The organism is Sphingobacterium sp. JUb20, from assembly GCF_004342035.1.
Classification (GTDB): domain Bacteria; phylum Bacteroidota; class Bacteroidia; order Sphingobacteriales; family Sphingobacteriaceae; genus Sphingobacterium; species Sphingobacterium anhuiense.
In genome coordinates, this window is sequence record NZ_SLYV01000003.1 from 318,760 (window position 1) to 336,564 (window position 17,805).

14 protein-coding genes and 1 tRNA gene are annotated in these 17,805 nt (G+C 34.8%); 8 read left to right on the forward strand and 7 right to left on the reverse strand.

Annotated features, from left to right (window positions below):
* Positions 1-38: 38 nt before the first annotated feature.
* A complete protein-coding gene (locus tag EDF66_RS07325) occupies positions 39-662 on the reverse strand; it encodes a hypothetical protein (protein WP_132841630.1) in 624 nt (207 codons plus the stop codon).
* A 68-nt stretch (positions 663-730) separates the two neighbouring features.
* Positions 731-1,930 (reverse strand): sodium/glutamate symporter, encoded by a 1,200-nt coding sequence (gene gltS / locus EDF66_RS07330; RefSeq protein WP_132841632.1) that lies wholly within the window; start codon positions 1,928-1,930, stop codon positions 731-733.
* A 462-nt stretch (positions 1,931-2,392) separates the two neighbouring features.
* On the opposite strand from gltS, the gene acnA reads away from it, so the two are divergent.
* Positions 2,393-5,167 (forward strand): aconitate hydratase AcnA, encoded by a 2,775-nt coding sequence (gene acnA, locus EDF66_RS07335; RefSeq protein ID WP_132841634.1) that lies wholly within the window; start codon positions 2,393-2,395, stop codon positions 5,165-5,167.
* A gap of 108 nt (positions 5,168-5,275) precedes the next feature.
* Here acnA and EDF66_RS07340 read toward each other — a convergent pair whose 3' ends face one another.
* Positions 5,276-5,938: an ankyrin repeat domain-containing protein gene (locus EDF66_RS07340; RefSeq protein ID WP_132841636.1), complete on the reverse strand. Its 663-nt coding sequence runs from the start codon at positions 5,936-5,938 to the stop codon at positions 5,276-5,278.
* Between the two features lie 408 nt (positions 5,939-6,346).
* Here EDF66_RS07340 and EDF66_RS07345 point away from each other — a divergent pair, with 408 nt between their 5' ends.
* Together EDF66_RS07345 and pepF are read left to right on the forward strand one after the other, a co-directional pair.
* Positions 6,347-6,745, forward strand: a complete 399-nt coding sequence (locus EDF66_RS07345; RefSeq protein ID WP_132841637.1) for a response regulator — start codon at positions 6,347-6,349, stop codon at positions 6,743-6,745.
* A 278-nt stretch (positions 6,746-7,023) separates the two neighbouring features.
* On the forward strand, positions 7,024-8,898 hold the full coding sequence (gene pepF / locus EDF66_RS07350; RefSeq protein ID WP_207898519.1) for an oligoendopeptidase F: 1,875 nt from the start codon (positions 7,024-7,026) through the stop codon (positions 8,896-8,898).
* Positions 8,899-9,015: 117 nt separating this feature from the next.
* On the opposite strand, the gene EDF66_RS07355 is transcribed toward pepF, so the two are convergent.
* Positions 9,016-11,271 carry an ATP-binding cassette domain-containing protein gene (locus tag EDF66_RS07355; RefSeq protein ID WP_132841641.1) on the reverse strand — a complete coding sequence of 752 codons (2,256 nt, stop codon included), beginning with the start codon at positions 11,269-11,271 and terminating at the stop codon, positions 9,016-9,018.
* A 50-nt stretch (positions 11,272-11,321) separates the two neighbouring features.
* Between EDF66_RS07355 and EDF66_RS07360 the strand changes: the two genes are divergently transcribed.
* The 3 genes from EDF66_RS07360 (at position 11,322) to EDF66_RS07370 (ending at position 13,934) form a co-directional block, all read left to right on the forward strand.
* Positions 11,322-11,741, forward strand: coding sequence for a MarR family winged helix-turn-helix transcriptional regulator (locus EDF66_RS07360; protein WP_132771389.1), 420 nt, complete (start codon positions 11,322-11,324; stop codon positions 11,739-11,741).
* Positions 11,742-12,227: 486 nt separating this feature from the next.
* Positions 12,228-12,716, forward strand: a complete 489-nt coding sequence (locus tag EDF66_RS07365; RefSeq protein ID WP_132771390.1) for a GNAT family N-acetyltransferase — start codon at positions 12,228-12,230, stop codon at positions 12,714-12,716.
* A gap of 495 nt (positions 12,717-13,211) precedes the next feature.
* Positions 13,212-13,934: a phytanoyl-CoA dioxygenase family protein gene (locus EDF66_RS07370; protein WP_132841643.1), complete on the forward strand. Its 723-nt coding sequence runs from the start codon at positions 13,212-13,214 to the stop codon at positions 13,932-13,934.
* A 23-nt stretch (positions 13,935-13,957) separates the two neighbouring features.
* On the opposite strand, the gene EDF66_RS07375 is transcribed toward EDF66_RS07370, so the two are convergent.
* Entirely contained in the window at positions 13,958-14,509 is a 552-nt protein-coding gene (locus EDF66_RS07375; RefSeq protein WP_132841645.1) for a 5' nucleotidase, NT5C type, read from the reverse strand.
* A gap of 97 nt (positions 14,510-14,606) precedes the next feature.
* Between EDF66_RS07375 and EDF66_RS07380 the strand changes: the two genes are divergently transcribed.
* Positions 14,607-15,356: a DeoR/GlpR family DNA-binding transcription regulator gene (locus EDF66_RS07380; RefSeq protein ID WP_132771392.1), complete on the forward strand. Its 750-nt coding sequence runs from the start codon at positions 14,607-14,609 to the stop codon at positions 15,354-15,356.
* A gap of 92 nt (positions 15,357-15,448) precedes the next feature.
* Here EDF66_RS07380 and EDF66_RS07385 read toward each other — a convergent pair whose 3' ends face one another.
* Positions 15,449-15,922, reverse strand: coding sequence for an Lrp/AsnC family transcriptional regulator (locus EDF66_RS07385; protein ID WP_132841647.1), 474 nt, complete (start codon positions 15,920-15,922; stop codon positions 15,449-15,451).
* A gap of 143 nt (positions 15,923-16,065) precedes the next feature.
* Between EDF66_RS07385 and EDF66_RS07390 the strand changes: the two genes are divergently transcribed.
* Entirely contained in the window at positions 16,066-17,478 is a 1,413-nt protein-coding gene (locus EDF66_RS07390; protein ID WP_132771393.1) for an MFS transporter, read from the forward strand.
* Positions 17,479-17,689: 211 nt separating this feature from the next.
* Here EDF66_RS07390 and EDF66_RS07395 read toward each other — a convergent pair.
* Positions 17,690-17,763 (reverse strand) — tRNA-Ile (locus EDF66_RS07395).
* Positions 17,764-17,805: the final 42 nt, after the last annotated feature.

Sequence of the window (17,805 nt, forward strand, 5' to 3'; positions counted from 1 at the left end):
AAATTATTAAATAGTCCGGAAAGTTAAGTATTATTAGATTACTCTTGGAGTTTTTTGATTATTTTTCTAATTCTTGTTTTTTTGGATTCCTTTTCGACACCGTCTAAGCGCTTTGTGAGCATTTTGCTTAGGTCAGTTTTATATTGTCTTGGAACAACTTTTAAAGCCTGTTCCGCGTACATTGGAAGCTGATTGGGCGGGCATTTTAGTAACTGTTCATGTAATAACGGAAATACATCTTCATGCTCCAATGATAAGTATTTGATTAATATAGCAATACATTTATCCCTTGTAATAACAGAACCTTGTTCAGCAATAGCAATTAGTTGTGGTAGGAGCGGGAAAATAGCTTCATGTTGTAATAGAAGAATAGCATCCAGTGCTGTCATAGCTCTCCACTGTAAGCGGTTATCCTTACTTGTTAACAGCGTGATAAAATCCAAATAGTATGCCGCTATCATAATAGGGGATAAGTACCCAATTTCGTAAAGAACTTTGATGCAATCGTGTTGGATCCTTTTGTTTTTGCTTTGTAATAATTGAATTAATTCTTTAATAGCTTCATTGTCCTCTGCGCTGACGATTTGTTTTGCCAATGAAATATTGGCTGACTCATCTGTTTTCCCTAAACTGGAAGATAAATAATTGAAAACATGGATCATGTGCAATTACGTTTTTATTATAATTAAATGTTGCTTCGAATGGAATTGTTAGATTATTAATAAAATTTTTAGGATAGGTAACTTACAAATAATTTAATAAACAAGTTATTTAATATATCAACAAAGAATGCACCTACCATGGGTACGATTAGAAACGCTTTGTGGGACGGCCCATATTTGTCGGTGATCGATTGCATATTCGCAACAGCCGTCGGCGTTGCGCCTAGTCCAAAACCACAATGTCCAGCACTGAGCACTATAGCGTCATAATCGCTTCCCATTACTCTGAAAGTAATGAACATTGCAAATAGTACCATAAGTACTGTTTGTAAGATCAATATAACTAAAACTTGTGAAGCAAGGCCCTGTAATTGCCAAAGCTGTAAGGACATTAGTGCAATGGTCAAAAATAGATATAAACCGGTATTGCCAAGTACATCTACAGCATGATCATTTACAATATAACTGGACGATCTGCTAATGGTATTGCGAATAATAACACCTACAAAAAGGCACCATACAAAATTTGGAAGTTCCAACCATGAACCTTTGCAATATTCATACAATAAATGTCCCAATGCTAGACAAATTGCAAACATAGTCAGGGTTTCAATCATATTGCGAACATTGATTCTTCGGTTTGAATCAGGGTTTTCGAACATTTCAATTGGCACTCCTCTTTCTTGAATAATTTTTGTAGGTTGGATATTCTTCTTTTTTAAAAGCACTTTTGCTACGGGGCCACCGATGAGACCACCCATGACCAGACCATAGGTAGCACATGCCATTGCGAGCTCCATCGCTCCATTTATTTGGAATATATCGGTGAGATTTTGGGCCCATGCCGCACCAGTACCATGTCCCCCTGTTAAGGTAATAGATCCGGCAATAAGTCCATAACTAGGATCAATGCCTAGCAGAGATGCCACGGATATCCCAAAAACATTTTGAACGATCATGAAAGATCCTGTTAGAAAAACGAATATCAAAAGTGGTTTTCCTCCTTTTTTTAATTTATCGAATTCTGCACTTAAACCAATTGAAGTAAAAAAGAAAAGCATCATGGTGGTCTGAAGCGAACCTTCAAAGGTAAAATTGATACCCATTGTCGCATGCAAGATGTAAAGGACAATTGCAACGACAAACCCTCCTACAACAGGTTCTGGTATATTGTAGTTTCTCAGGAAATTTATTTTTTTAACAATAAAAAATCCTAAAATCAAAACAAGACAGGCAAAAGCTAGGGTTTCAAATAGTCCAAATGTCATATAGCTATCTATAAGTGGGTTTGTCATTCAAATAAAACGGAAAGTTAATAATAAAATAATAACTTGTATTTGACTTCTCTGTAGGTGTAAGGTTAATTAAAATATTTTCACTGTTTTTAGTCCTACATCTAACGGTTTATTCGCGTGCATTTTCCTTTCATAGTTGTAATCATGTTTAAAGCATTGATGTCTTGATTTCGAATAGGATAGATTATTGGTTCTTATTATCCCCAACTATGTACAGTTTTAGTATGTAACATATATTATCGTTAGTTTTTCACTACTCGGCTAGATCTTATATTTTTCTCATTCATTTTGAAAATGCGACTGTGAGTTTAAATAATGAGTGTAACATTTCTACTCTTTAGTAATCTATTAAAACTTAATATTCTATTCGTTGTTATTTGTTTTGCTTCTCAATAGTTAATTAGGTAGATTTATGTACCAACAAAACGTGTCAATATGAGTACAACGAACGCCAAATCTTTAAAGTCAATAAGTATAAACGGGAAAAGCTATCATTATTGTTCGCTTAAAAATCTTCCTGAAGGCTCTGTAAGTCATCTTCCTTTTAGTATCCGCATTTTGCTTGAAAATGTGCTGCGGAATTACGATGGTTTTAGCATTACCGACGAACATATTCATACACTCATCAACTGGACACCAGCTCCTGTCGATAAGGACATTCCTTTTAAGCCAGCTCGTATTCTGATGCAAGATTTTACTGGTGTTCCCGCTGTAGTCGATATGGCCTCGCTCCGGGCTGAATATGTACGTCATGGAAAAGATGGTCAAAAGATCAACCCTGCAATTCCAGTTGACTTGGTGATTGACCACTCTGTGCAGGTGGATTATTATGGAACAGATTATTCTTACGGAAAAAATGTTGAACTGGAATACCAACGTAATCAGGAACGTTATGAATTGCTCAAATGGGCACAGCATGGATTGAAAAACTTTACCGTAGTTCCTCCGGGGATGGGAATTTGTCATCAGGTCAATCTTGAATATCTTGCTAAGGGGATTATTGAACGCGAGGGATGGTTGTTTCCGGACACCTTGGTTGGTACGGATTCGCACACGCCTATGGTGAATGGTCTGGGTGTAGTAGGATGGGGAGCCGGCGGTATAGAAGCGGAGGCTGCTATGCTGGGACAGCCTATATTTTTTACTTGCCCGGAAGTGATTGGATTAAAATTGACCGGGAAAATACCGGATATCTGTACGGCTACCGATATGGTATTATCGATTACTAAAGTACTTCGTGATAAAGGTGTAGTAGGAAAGTTTGTTGAACTTTTTGGAGATGGTCTGGACCATTTAACAGTTACGGATAGAGCGACTATTGCTAATATGTCTCCAGAATTCGGGTGTACGATTACTTATTTTCCTATCGACGAACGGACGTTGGAGTACATGCAAACAACCAATCGTACAGCAGAACACATCAGGATCGTAGAAGAATACAGCAAAGAAAACCTATTGTGGAGAACTGGTCACGAAGAAATTAATTTTTCTTCAATTGTTGAATTTGATTTATCGACATTAGAACCAACGGTTTCGGGTCCAAAGCGGCCGCAGGATAAAATCTTGGCTAAGGATCTTGGTAGCCAGTTTGCTAATCTGTTGCAACAGGAATACCAGCGTAATTATAGTCTTCCGAATCAGAGAAAAGAATCGGCATGGCTAGCTGACGGCGGTTCTGGAACAGAATTTACTTTTGGTAAAGTTCCAAAAAATACAGATTCTACAATGGAGGTTGTTCAGGATACAATGCAGGCTGTTCGAATTAAATATAAAAACCAGGAATTTATTTTGAGCGATGGTAGTATTGTTATTGCCGCTATTACGAGCTGTACCAATACTTCTAATCCAGCTGTTATGATCGGCGCTGGATTGTTGGCAAGAAATGCCATAGAAAAAGGATTGCGTACGAAATCATGGGTAAAAACTTCACTAGCACCAGGATCAAAAGTCGTGACACAGTACTTAGAGCGTTCAGGTTTGAGTACTGATCTGGAAGCTCTTCGCTTTCATACTGTGGGATATGGATGTACTTCTTGTATTGGAAATTCTGGTCCATTACCTCCGCATATTGCGGAAGCCGTAGATAAAGGAGAATTGGTGGTGGCCTCTGTACTTTCGGGTAACCGAAATTTTGAAGCTAGGGTACACCCTCAGGTAAAAATGAATTTTCTCATGTCGCCAATGCTAGTGGTTGCATACGCTTTAGTAGGGAGGGTCGATGTTGATCTGATAAATGATCCACTGTCGTACGATCCAAATGGAAATCCCGTGTATCTGAAAGATATATGGCCAAGCCGTGAGGAAATCGTCCAGACAGTCAATGACTGTGTCAAACAAAGCGATTTTCAGGAAGTCTATGATGTGATCTTTGATGGCTCTGAAGACTGGAAAAATTTAGAAGTAAATCTAGCCGAGCGTTTTGAATGGAATAAAAGTTCGACTTATATTAAAGAAGCTCCTTTTTTTGAAAACCTTCAGGTAAATCCTGATCCAGTGGCTAATATTACAGGTGCTCGTGTATTACTGTATTTAGGTGATTCGGTTACAACTGACCATATTTCGCCAGCAGGCTCTTTCCGTGAAGATAGTGCCGCAGGAAAATATTTAGCAGAACATGGTGTGAATAAAGCTGATTTCAATTCTTACGGTTCCCGTCGTGGTAATCATGAAGTCATGATGCGCGGAACCTTTGCCAATGTGCGTATTAAAAATAAAATTGTAGATCAAGAAGGCGGTTTCAGTATATACTTTCCAAGTGGTGAGGTAAAGACAGTTTATGAAACGGCTATGGAATATCAGAAAACGCATACACCACTGATTGTATTGGCTGGAAAGGAGTACGGGTCTGGCTCATCTCGTGACTGGGCGGCAAAAGGTGCTTATTTATTAGGTGTAAAAGCTGTTATTGCAGAGAGTTTTGAAAGGATACACCGCAGCAATCTTGTTGGTATGGGGGTTGCCCCATTAGTTTTCATTGATGGACAAAATACCGCCACTTTAGGTTTGGATGGTACTGAAGTTTTTGATATTACAGGAATTGCGGATAATCTAAAACCTCATAAGCTTTTGGATGTGAAAGCAATACATCGGAATGGGAAAATAACCGAATTTAAGGTTCAGGCCCGGATGGATTCAGCTATTGAAATTGAATATTACAAAAATAATGGTATTTTACAATACGTCTTAAGGGATTATTTAAAAAACAGTTAATGCGTATTTTTTCAATTTATATATGTAAAATATAAGAAGGGTTTGGCTATTTATAAAGTCAAACCCTTCTTTGTTTTAATATTCAGTAAACTTGATATAAGCTGATTTTTATTTTTTGGACGTTTTCTCTAGTAGCTGAACAATGTCCGAATACCCCTTGGCTTTAGCATGTGCTAATGGGGTTTTTTTATCATGATCAGCAATATTTATATTGCAACCTGCATCAATCAGTGTTTGGATTACGTTGACAAATTTTTGAGTGCCATCACCTAGGATTACTGCTTCCATTAATGCGGTCCAACCTAACCTATTGACGTGATTAATAGGAAATCCTTTTGTGTTGGCCAGTAATTTCACAACCTCCAGATGTCCGCGTTCGCTGGCAGGTATTAGGGCTGTTCCATTATACCTGTTGAATACATCAAATCGAGCTCCATGAGATAGATAGAGCTGTACAAGTTTTAGGTGTCCTGCCGCTCCTGCATATAAAAAAGGACTATCTTGAATTTTATCTTGTTGATTCACATCTGCTTTGTAAGATACCAATAACTTTGCCATCTCAAAGTTATTATTATGTGTTGCGATCAGTAATAAGGATTTTCCATTTTTATCAGTTAAATTAACGTTTGCACCCTTTTTCAATTCCTCTTCAACGAATAGCAATTGATTTTTCTGGACTGCCTCCAGTAAGTTCGTTTGTGGATGAGTATTCATATCGTTATTACAGGAGTTCAGGAAAATGAATGAAAAAAGTAAGATAAGATGTTGCATAGGTATTAAATAAGTGATGATAAGTGTTGAAAATCAATTGTTTCATGAGCAAATTTAGTCAAATAAGTTCTGAATAAAATGTACCATTTATGCGAAAACTTGTACATTTTATAATTGATATCCCAGTTGACAGAGGTAAGGAAAGTTGGTCTTTAAAAAAAGGTCAAAAGAATATTTTTTAGTTAAAAACTATGCTGCCCCTCTTTGTTTAAGATACAGATAAAGTAGGATCACTTTTTTAAATCTCAATATTTTATACTGAAAAGATGATATGAAAACACAAGCTTTTTAATATCAATCCATTTAAAATTGGTCTTCATGTGATAATTTAAGAAGATATAATGGTATTGTAGCTGGAGGAACGTTGGTAATTTTGTCGTGAATAAGTTAATAGAAATAAAAACAAACATGAGGAATCATCCAATTAAACTCGCTTTTACAGATGATAGTATATTTCAACAAAATATGATACAATTACTCATCGAAAGAGATACTGTTTTTGATCTTTTCTTTATCTGCGGTGATGGACTAGATTTGATTAAAAGATTGGAATTCGAGGATGAGTTACCTGAAGTTTGTATCATTGACTTTCATATGCCAAATATGGGAGGCGTAGCTGCTGCTAGTGAAATATCGGCAAGATTTCCATCAATTAAGCTTTTTGGATATACAGCTACTACAGATTTTTGCGAGATTAAAGAATTTAAACGAAATGGTGGTGTGCACGTATTTCCTAAAACTAATCCCACTTCTATGTTAGAAAAAATAAATTCGTGGACTTACAATGATGATTTGTGTCAAGTCTGAAATTATACTGCTTTTGATTAAATAATCTACTACCATATTGATGATAATCAGGTTTAATAAAATTTATCTGTTTATTTTATTGAAATCTAGGTAATGAAGTCGTTTTTGAAAAAACTGTGCTGGAGTAAACGGTTTCCAATTATTATTCGTCTTCTAATGTTATGTGTCTTTATTTATAATCTGATATGGTTTACACTATAAATTTATGGACTGATCTTGTTGGTGCTATAAAAATCTAAAAGATGTTTTGTAAATTGGGAACACTATTTACATACATTATGCGTAAAAAAACACAATTGATCACAACGGTGATGCTGTTCTCAACAACAATTGCAGTAAGTCAGATGAAAGTTCGCGAAGAATTACCTGAAAAATATAAATGGGATTTGTCTCATCTTTATGCTACAGATGACGTTTGGAAAACAGAAAAGGAACGTTTACAACAAAAGATGAAAGAAGCGGCTTCATACAAAGGTAAGCTTACACAATCTGCGAACGTTTTATTGCAAGCATTAGAGCTGAATAGTTCGCTTATCAAGGATATGGCTCGTCTCTCATCTTATGCTTCGATGAAAGCTGATCAAGATACCCGAGTAACTAAGTATGCAGGGATGAATCAAGAATTGCAACAGCTTTTTTCAGAATATGGCGCTTTGACTTCATACCTGGAACCGGAATTGCTGACTTTAAAAGAAAATCAGCTTAGCGCATTTTTGGCAAAAGAAAAAGCGTTGGTAACTTATAAGTTTTACCTGACAGATTTACTTCGCAAACGCGCCCATAGAGGTTCTGAGGAAGTTGAAAAAGTATTGGCATATTCTTCTTTAATGTCCGGTAATGCTGCCAATATCTATAGCACCTTTATAAATGCTGAGTTTCCATATCCGGAGGTCGATTTGAACGGTGAACGCGTAAAGCTTAACGCTGCTAATTTTGCATTATATAGAGCGAGTGAAGACCGGGGAGTTCGCAGTAAAGCATTTGCCACTTATTTTGGTAAACTGAATGAGTTTCAAAGAACATTTGGAGCGCAGTTATATGGAAATATCAATGCGGCATTGTTTGCAACAAAAGCCCGAAACTACGACAGTACCTTAAAAATGGCATTAGATGGCGGTAATATTCCGACAGATGTTTTTCATAATCTTATAAAAAATGTAAATGGAAATTTGAAGACCTTTCATCGTTATTTAAACCTCCGTAAACGCATGATGGGAGTGGATACACTGCATTATTATGATCTTTATGCTCCTTTGGTTGCGAAAGTCGATTTATCTTATACGGTAGAAGAAGCTGAAGAGAATATTTTAAAATCTTTGAAGCCTTTAGGGACTGATTATATAGAAGTTTCCAAAAAAGCATTCGAAGAAAGATGGATTGACATGTATCCTAACGAAGGAAAAAGGTCAGGTGCATATTCTAATGGTTCTGGGTACGATGTACATCCGTATATCCTCATGAATTATAACGGCAAGTACAATGATATGTCTACGCTGACTCATGAATTGGGACATACCATGCATAGTTATTTGACCAATAAGAAGCAACATTATGCTAACTCAGATTATTCAATTTTTGTTGCAGAAGTGGCTTCGACTTTAAATGAAGAGTTATTGAATGATTATATGCTGAAGCAGATAAAGGACGATGAAACTAGACTTGCTATTCTTGGAAATTATCTTGAAGGCGCAAAAGGAACATTGTTCCGTCAGACTCAGTTTGCTGAGTTCGAATATATGATCCATGATAAAGTAGCAAAGGGGGAGGCACTCACTGGAGAAGACTTTGATACGATGTATCTGGCTCTAACGAAAAAGTATTATGGTCATGATCAAAATATTTGTGTCATTGATGACAATGTGAAATCAGAATGGTCTTACATTCCACATTTTTATTATAACTTTTACGTTTATCAGTATGCGACATCTTTTACTGCATCAACAGCTCTTTCCGAAAAAGTCCTGCGTGGGACGGATGCAGATCGTCAGAAATACCTGAATTTCTTAGCTTCGGGAAGTACCAAATATCCTGTTGATCTTCTTGTCGATGCAGGTGTGGATATGAATACTTCTGAACCTTTTGATTTGACGATTGCAAAAATTAATAAAGTCATGGCTGAGATGGAATCTATTCTAAGCAGACAGGGGAAATAAGGATTAAATTTTAACAAAAAATAAAAGCCGTATTATTGCGGCTTTTATTTTTTCTATTTCACCGGGTTTTTAACGAATACAAAGAGTTAAATAAAAGGGAATTATAGTCGATTATTTTTATTTCCATTTTAAATGTTTTTTGAGATATTCGGCAGTGTACGATTTTTTATTTTTTAAAAGTTGTTCTACGGTACCTTCAAAAATAACATTACCCCCATATTTACCAGCACCCGGACCGATATCGATAATCCAATCTGCCTGAGCAATAATTTCCAAATTATGTTCTACTATAATTAATGTGTTATTTCTTTCAATTAATTCCTCAAAAAGAGATAGTAACTTTTCCGTATCACTTGGATGTAGTCCTGTACTGGGTTCATCCATAATGATGATTTTATTTGTGTTGTTTAATTCTTTCGTGAGTTTTAAACGTTGTCTTTCTCCCCCAGAAAAGCTATCCATACGTTGTCCGAGTGTGAGATAATCTAAGCCTAATTTTAAAAGTATTTCAAACTTTTCAAGGTATATCTGATCATCAAAAAATTGTATAGCTTCCGGTATAGTAAAGTTCAGTACATCAAATATATTTTTACCCTTGTATTTATATTCCAATACTTGGGGATTAAATCCGGAACCACAGCAAACTTCACAGACTTGCTCAATGTCATCCATAAATGCTAAGTCTATCCGCTCCATGCCCAGTCCTTTACAGTTTTCACAGGCGCCCTCACTGTTCCTACTGAATTTTTTATCAGAAACCTGATTGGCTCGAGCAAATGATTTTCTGACCTTATCAGATAGACTCAAGTAAGTGAGTAAATTTGACCGGGGACTAGCTGTAAATAAGGACTGGTCGATAATTGTTGCATCTTTATAGTAATCCGGCAAAACTTTGCTGATTAATGTACTTTTTCCTGAGCCTGCAACGCCAGTGACTACTGTCATAATTTTTTTAGGGATTTTTAAATCAATACCTTTCAAGTTATGTAAGGTCGCTTGCTTAATTTCTAGATATTCTTTTCCAATTTTTGGATCAGTTTTAATTTTGGTTTTCTTTGCAAAATATAAGCCCGTTTTTCCTAATGAATTTTTAAGTTCTTTAAAAGTTCCTTTATAGATAACTTCACCGCCATTTTTTCCTGATCCGGGTCCCATATCAATGATCAAATCTGCGATCTTGACTAAATCTGGATCATGCTCAACAATCAGAATGGTATTACCTTTATCTCTAATTTGTTCAATAATGGAAGTAATATTTTGTAAATCTTTTGGGTGAAGCCCAATGCTCGGTTCATCAAAAATATACAGTAGATCCACTAAACTATTGCCTAGACTTTTTACCATTTTAATCCGTTGGGATTCTCCTCCCGAAAGCGTATCTGTTTTTCTATCGAGGGTTAAGTACTGCAGGCCTATGTTAATCATATTATTTAATTTCTTAATAAGCTCTTTTACAATAATATCATAGGTGTTTGAGTTTATCGATTGAATAAATTCCATTAAATCGTCAACTGAAAGAGCAGTACAATCGGCTATGTTTTTACCATTTATTTTACAGGAGAGTACCTTTTTATTTAATCTTTTACCTTTGCATACTGCGCATATTCTGCTTGTGGTAATGTGTTGAAGGTCATTTTTTCGGGTTGTATTTTCTTTTGAATCTTTTTTTAAAAATGCTTTTTCAATACGTGGTATGAGCCCTTCATATTTCACTGTTTTTCCCCAATCTTTATTTGGGTTTTTAGGTTTATGTTCTTTTGAATAAAGTAATATTTCCCATTCTTTATCTGAATAATCTTTTATTTTCTTGTCGTTATCAAAATATCCTGACAAGGTATATCTAGTTAACCTCCATCCTCCAGGTTGAAAAGTGGGAAACTGAATTCCGCCTTCATTTAGGGATTTTTCTTTATTGATTAAAGTATTAATATTAATAGTTTGCTCATAACCCAAACCTTCGCAGTTTAGGCACATGCCGAGTGGATTGTTAAATGAAAAAACATTAGAATAACCTACAAATGGCGAACCTAATCTAGAAAATAGCAATCGTAAAGACGCGTAGATATCAGTTATGGTACCAACTGTTGAACGCGCATTTCCGCCTATTCTCTTTTGATTGATAATAATGGGGACATTCAGATTTTCAATCTTATCGACATCCGGTATACCATAATGTTGCATTCGTGTACGTATAAAACTATTCTGTGTTTCATTTATCTGACGTTGTGCCTCTGCGCCAATTGTTTCAAATACGAGTGATGATTTTCCTGAACCCGAGATACCCGTAAATACCGTTATTTTATGCTTCGGAATTTGAAGAGAAACATTTTTGAGATTATTCTGCCTAGCATTTGTTATAATAATATTATTCATAACTAATTTACTTAACTTTGCAACTACTTAACTAAGTTAAGTGTTTTTTTATGAAAAAGATTGAAAAAGAATTTTTTACTGTATTTACAGACTTCCAATGTTTCATTTTGGCGAACATGAATAAGGGCGATTATATTGGTATTACAGCAACCCATTATAACATCATAGAGTTTGTGTATCGAAAAAAAGATGCTACTGCTAAACAGATTGCAGTAGCATTGAATGTTAGTCAAGCCGCTATTTCTAAGCAGTTGAAGTTTTTAATTCAAAATGAGTTGCTAAAACAAATACAGAGTGAGGTAGACAGGCGAAATTATATTTTAACTGCAACTGATAACGGGAAATTCATTGTTGACAATTCTGAAACCTTTAGAAAAAATTTAACTAAGCAATTTTCGTCAAATCTTTCAGCCAATGAACTTATAACATTTACCTCATTGTTGAAGAAAGCTTTGGAAGACCATAAATAGGAAATTAAAAAATGTTGCTCCTACTTTTTTAGCTCGTTATCCTTTTTTTAATAATTGATTTAGCTTATGCTTTTCATTACCATACAGTATAAACGCTATACAAAATCAAGGATTATTTTTCGGATAAAAAAAATTGGATCAAGTGGTACTTATTATAGTCCATAATGTCTTCAGTATTTCGTAAAATACATTCTTTACTATTCATCGACAAATGGTCGATCCCGCAGAAAGTCTGGTGATTTCTCAAATTTATCTGCGAGTTTTTTCACATTATTTAAGAAGTTCGCTTCTAAAATTTTTTAGTCCATTTCAAATTTTAATATTGGTATTCAAAGCGATATTGATTACTAATTTCTCACCACTAAAGACTCAGGAAACGCCTATTAATTCTTTAAAAATAAGTGCTTTAATTTTTATTGAATGGATTTTTAAAGTTTTTAGTGTCAAATTTAGTTAAGATCATGTTTTTTTTACGAAAAAACTGCAATGAATATAACACTTGTTAAGTATACATCGGATGATTTTGATCTATTTAAACCGCTACTCCTTGATGATGAGATTATGAAATATATAACTGGAAAAGGCTGGACAGAAGTTCAGGTTAAGGAAAAGTTTGAGGCGATACTTGAAGTCAATCGTAATGAAGATGATCTGGGTTATTTTAAAGTATTTGACAACGGAAATCTGTATATCGGATATTGTAAGTTAGCATATAGCAGTAATGATTGTAACGTCCTTGAAATCGGGTATGTCATAAATAAGGAGTTTTGGGGGAAGGGTTATGGATGTGCTGTTGGTCAAGCGGTAATAGATACAGCAAATAGATTATTTCCCCAATTAGATATTATTGGAATTATTGATCCTCATAATCTGGCTTCAAAAAAAATATTAGAAAAGTTAGGATTTAAGACCTATTTTAAAGGTTTCGAGGAAGGATTGCCGACAGAAAAACTCATGTTAAAAAGACTGCACTGAAATTAAGCAATCACCTCTTTCTCTTTATGCCAACAGTGACAATCTAATGGATTATAGCATTTTTTAGCTTAACTTATGCGTAGTAGTTTCCGTAGATTTTTAAATAAATAACGACGTTTCATTAAAATGATCATTTTTTAATCATCCCTATAGAAATGAAATTAATGCTTAAGAGTTTGAGCTTATAGCAAAAAGAATGTTGGATTTTACAAGTTTTGCTAGCAAGATTTAAATAAAAGCTTTACTACAATTGAACTTATTACTCCCTGTGATTGTGACTAAAAAAATAGTAATTTGATGTAGTGCATTATTTAATAATTAAGATATGATATCGAAAAGTTTCTTATTAGCTTTCATTGTATAAGGTCAAAATTCGAAAGACCCAGAATAGAAAGCTTTGATATTGTTTTTTATTATCTTTAGTAAATTGTATTTGGCAAAATTTTTTATGCGTTTATGTAATCTCAAAGTTCAATAATGAAAAATGCTAGTAATATGGAAGATCTTGAAAAAAATAGGCAAGATCTTTTAGATCATGGTTTCAATGTGATTAACAATATCTATTCTAAAGAAGAAATAAATAATATTATTGATGCAATTAATAAAGTTGACACTTCAAAAGACACATTCAGAAAAACTAAGGACTTATTTGCCATTAGACAGTTTCTGAAAGAAATTCCAGAAACCATTTCACTAATATTTACTGATAATTTTAGGTCACTTTTGCAAAAAATGATCGGCAATAATTTTTTCGTAGTAAAGAGCATTTATTTTGATAAACCTGAGACTTCTAACTGGTACGTATCTTATCATCAAGATTTAACTATTTCCGTGGATAAGAAAATAGAAATTGAAAATTTTGGACCTTGGACAACCAAACACAATCAATATGCAGTGCAACCGACAATTGACATATTAGAAAATATTACAGCTATAAGAATTCATCTTGATGATACCGATGAAAATAATGGCGCTTTAAAGGTTATCCCTAAATCACATGTCAAGGGAATTTATCGACCTGAAAAAATAAATTGGGATATTGAGACTGAAACGACTTGTTCTGTTAAGCAAGGTGGAGTAATGTTAATGAAGCCATTGTTGCTACATAGCTCGAAGAGAACAGTCAATAATAAGAAAAGGCGTGTAATACACATTGAATTTTCAAATGTAGTATTGCCAACCTCATTAAAATGGGCTGAGCGCTTAAATTTTAATTGATATTCAAAAACTGAAAATATACTTTACAGTATATTTTCAGTACTATAAGTGAGTGTTTTAAGCAGTTTAGGCACTTCATCCCAATGATTGATCCTGATATGATGATTGATATGTGCATTGTGGTAGGCGTTAAACATTAGCGCTTTTCCCTTGCAGAAATCAAGATTTTTGCAATAATCATCGATCATATAATCTGTATCGATGATACTTTTATCACCACAGAAGATAATATTCTTCCAGCTAATAAAAGGGAAATGTTCTTGTAGCCATTCTCTCTTTTCATACAAAGACAAGGGAAATTCCATAGCTGCAGAAACAATAAAAATCTCATAATCTTCCATTAATAATGTGACATTTTCTACTGCTTTGTCCATTACAGGTACTGTTCTAAAGAATGATTGGGTATGAAGTACTTTGTGCAGTGCTGTTTTATCAGCAAAAGCAGCATCTTCTCCTAATTCATTTATGAGTTGAGGGGTCAAAGAAATGCCCGTTTCATTTTTGTACCATTCAATAAGATGGGGTTCCGTGTCGGCGATGACGCCGTCCATATCAATAGCTATTGATTTTCTCATATTTAATAAGTTTTGCAATAAAGATACTAAATATTGCAATACTTTGCAATATATTGCAAAGTATTATTTTATATATTTGCATATAATATAAAGAGATATGGTAAGAGAAGAACGTTTACAGCTCATATTAAAGCAGCTTTCTAAGGAGAATAAAGTTCGCCTCGAACAGCTTAGTATACTATTAAACGTATCCGAAGATACTGTACGTCGCGATATTAAGGTGTTGGGATCTCAGGGTCTTCTAAAAGAGGTAAGAGGAGGGGCATTGGCTAATTCTCCTAGTCCACATCATTATAGGGATCGTGAAAAATACGATTTGGGACAAAAGCAGGCTGTTGCTTTAAAGGCCTTAAGCTTTTTAAGGGATGGGCATGTGGTATTTTTTGATGGTGGGACCTCTGTTGTGGCATTAGCAGCCTGTCTGCCTAAAAATTTAAAAATAACGGTCGTTACCAATAGTTTTCCGGTAGTTAGTGTACTGGAAGATCATCCCAACGTTGAAGTGATATTTGCCGGAGGCCGCCTCTGTAAAGTTTCTTTTACCGCAATCGGTGAAGATGCAATTAATACATTGAAATCAGTTCGAGCTGATATTTGTTTCCTTGGCGTATGTAGTATCCACCATGTCATTGGGATAACAGCTAAAGATTATGAAGATGCACAAATTAAAAAAATAATGATTGCACAGGCTCTTAAAACAGTTGCATTGTCTACCATAGAAAAAACCAGCACAGCGGAAGCTTTTTGTATAGGGCCTGTGACTGATCTGGATACTATTCTTACTGAGGCAGATCCTCATCATACTGCGCTTCAGGTATACCGAGAACTTGGAATTGAGATTTTATAGAACTGCTAAATATTTTTGGTATGACCTTATCGCATATGGCACACGATATTTTAAAGATTTTTATCTAAAATTAGTGCGTATGCAAATGACTTTTAATAGATAATCTGAGTACGCTCTTTAATACTATTCATAACAAAAATACTTTTTGTTTGTCCGATACCATCTATTTCAGATAGCTTATTAACGAAAAAATCATGAAATTCATCCATATTTGGAGCCAATATTTTTAGCATAAAATCAAAATCACCACTGATGTTGTAAAATTCGACAACTTCATTCAATTTACATACTTCTTCTATAAATTTCGTTGCTGTTTTTTTATTGTGGGCATTTAGTGCAATCATACAGATGACCATCATTCCTTTATTAACTTTTTTGCGATCTAATACTGCGGTGTATTCTTTTATAATCCCCAATTTTTCCATGCGCTTAATTCGTTCATGTGTTGGAGTAGAGCTAAGATTGATCTGTGCTGAAAGATCACGCACACTAAGCTTGGCATCTTTTTGTAATAAGCGCAGAATAGCAAGATCTTTTTCATCTAGAGTATAATTTTCTGAGGGCATTTGTTCTAATATTTGGTGGTTAAATAGTTTTTAAAGTTTATTTGTTCTTTGTAATTTATCTAAATTAATTAATTGTTCCAAATTTAAGAAGTAATTTTATAGTATGTTCCAATAATTTTAATTTTGCAGGAAATTTGAATGGTATGGGAACAAGGAGAAATTTAATATTAATACTGGCATCGATAGGAACTTTTGTTGAAGCGTTGGATATCGCAATTATTAATCTCACTATTCCCTCTATTCAAGAGCAATTTAATATCGGAGCAGAAAAGGTTCAGTGGTTACAGACCCTGTATGTGTTGTTTTTTGGAGGCTTTCTGATTATTGGAGGTAAACTTTCTGATGAGATAGGACGTAAAAAATTATTTCTTTTAGGGGGAATGATTTTTATGTTAGCCTCACTAGGAGCAGGGCTTTCACCTAATTTTGAGGTACTGGCTTTATTCCGAGCTTTGCAAGGGCTTGGCGCTGCTTTTATTATGCCGTCATCCTTATCAATTGTCACCAATACTTTTACCGAAAACCAAGAAAGGAACCGTGCGTTGGGAGTTTTTAGTTCTTTTGCAGCAATAGGATCGGGAAGTGGATTATCAGTGGGAGGGCTCATCAGTACCTACTTAAGCTGGCACTGGGTTTTTCTGATTAATGTACCGATTCTTTTGATCACATTAATTCTAGCATATTATTATTTACCTACAGATGAAAAGGCTCAAAATGTTCAGAAGACAGACGGTATTTCCGGATTACTGCTTGTCTTAGGACTCTTAAGTTTAACCTATGGGACACATGAACTCATACACATCAAAGAGAGTCCAATATTAATAGTTGGTTCATTGCTGTTAGCTATTCTTTTACTGAGTGTTGTGATCCATCGTTTAAGAACAGTATCACAGCCATTAATTGATCTCAAATTATTCAGGTATAAATCATTAATGGCTTCAAATCTTGCGTTTTTTACACTAGGCGCATTCTTTATAGGATTTTTATTTTTGATTTCTTTGATGCTTCAGAAAGATATGCATCACAGCGCCGCTTCTGCAGGTTTAATGCTGGTTCCTTTCAGTATTATGTCTGCATTGGTAGCTAAATTTATATTGCCTTATATTTGCCGAAAATTTTATCCTGCGCAAATGGGTATCCTGGGCTGGTCTTTTATGCTATTAGGTGCTTTATCTTTACTAGTATCCATTTATTTAGATCATCCCCTACAAACTGTTTTATTTGGGGCAGCATGTATTTCAGGGATTGGAATGACGATTTGTTTTACAAGTTTATCAATTTTAGGTATTCGTGATGTAGAGGCCGTTCATTATGGTGTTGCTTCAAGTTTAACCAGTACAAGCTATTTTTTGGGAGCGGGAATCGGATTGTCATTTATGACTTTAATGAGTCAGCTTTTCCCCTCAACACTGGCAGTGGATCATTTAAGTTTAGCCATCTTGGCGGGTTATGCTATTGTTGCTATGGGTATATTGAGGTATTTAATGGTTAAAGAATTAAAAGACGAAAAAACTGAGGTTGTCGCTATTACTTCATGTGAAATCGCTTCTGAATGATGAAAACTTGATTACCGTCTCTCTGCGACAGTTTATTTTTGGAAATTGGTCACTGCTTAAAGGTGAAAGTATTTAAATAATTAACCATGAGAAGACCTGTATTATTCTAAATATCGCAGAGTTTAATGGAGATAATTTTTAGGATTATTTACTTATTACGCTTTATAAAAAAGAAAAATCCTCATTTTTTGATGAGGATTTTTTTTAGTAGTGCTCCCAACTGGGCTCGAACCAGTGACCTGCAGATTATGAGTCTGACGCTCTAACCGACTGAGCTATAGGAGCGGGTTATTAATATTTATAGCTTATTTTTATCAGCTTTCCACA

What these genes read in the sequence shown, in the direction of transcription:
- EDF66_RS07325 (WP_132841630.1), bottom strand. Translation starts at nt 662, where the DNA reads ATGATCCATGTTTTCAATTATTTATCTTCCAGTTTAGGGAAAACAGAT.
- gltS (WP_132841632.1), bottom strand. Translation starts at nt 1,930, where the DNA reads ATGACATTTGGACTATTTGAAACCCTAGCTTTTGCCTGTCTTGTTTTG.
- acnA (WP_132841634.1), top strand. Translation starts at nt 2,393, where the DNA reads ATGAGTACAACGAACGCCAAATCTTTAAAGTCAATAAGTATAAACGGG.
- EDF66_RS07340 (WP_132841636.1), bottom strand. Translation starts at nt 5,938, where the DNA reads ATGCAACATCTTATCTTACTTTTTTCATTCATTTTCCTGAACTCCTGT.
- EDF66_RS07345 (WP_132841637.1), top strand. Translation starts at nt 6,347, where the DNA reads ATGAGGAATCATCCAATTAAACTCGCTTTTACAGATGATAGTATATTT.
- pepF (WP_207898519.1), top strand. Translation starts at nt 7,024, where the DNA reads ATGCGTAAAAAAACACAATTGATCACAACGGTGATGCTGTTCTCAACA.
- EDF66_RS07355 (WP_132841641.1), bottom strand. Translation starts at nt 11,271, where the DNA reads ATGAATAATATTATTATAACAAATGCTAGGCAGAATAATCTCAAAAAT.
- EDF66_RS07360 (WP_132771389.1), top strand. Translation starts at nt 11,322, where the DNA reads ATGAAAAAGATTGAAAAAGAATTTTTTACTGTATTTACAGACTTCCAA.
- EDF66_RS07365 (WP_132771390.1), top strand. Translation starts at nt 12,228, where the DNA reads ATGAATATAACACTTGTTAAGTATACATCGGATGATTTTGATCTATTT.
- EDF66_RS07370 (WP_132841643.1), top strand. Translation starts at nt 13,212, where the DNA reads ATGGAAGATCTTGAAAAAAATAGGCAAGATCTTTTAGATCATGGTTTC.
- EDF66_RS07375 (WP_132841645.1), bottom strand. Translation starts at nt 14,509, where the DNA reads ATGAGAAAATCAATAGCTATTGATATGGACGGCGTCATCGCCGACACG.
- EDF66_RS07380 (WP_132771392.1), top strand. Translation starts at nt 14,607, where the DNA reads ATGGTAAGAGAAGAACGTTTACAGCTCATATTAAAGCAGCTTTCTAAG.
- EDF66_RS07385 (WP_132841647.1), bottom strand. Translation starts at nt 15,922, where the DNA reads ATGCCCTCAGAAAATTATACTCTAGATGAAAAAGATCTTGCTATTCTG.
- EDF66_RS07390 (WP_132771393.1), top strand. Translation starts at nt 16,066, where the DNA reads ATGGGAACAAGGAGAAATTTAATATTAATACTGGCATCGATAGGAACT.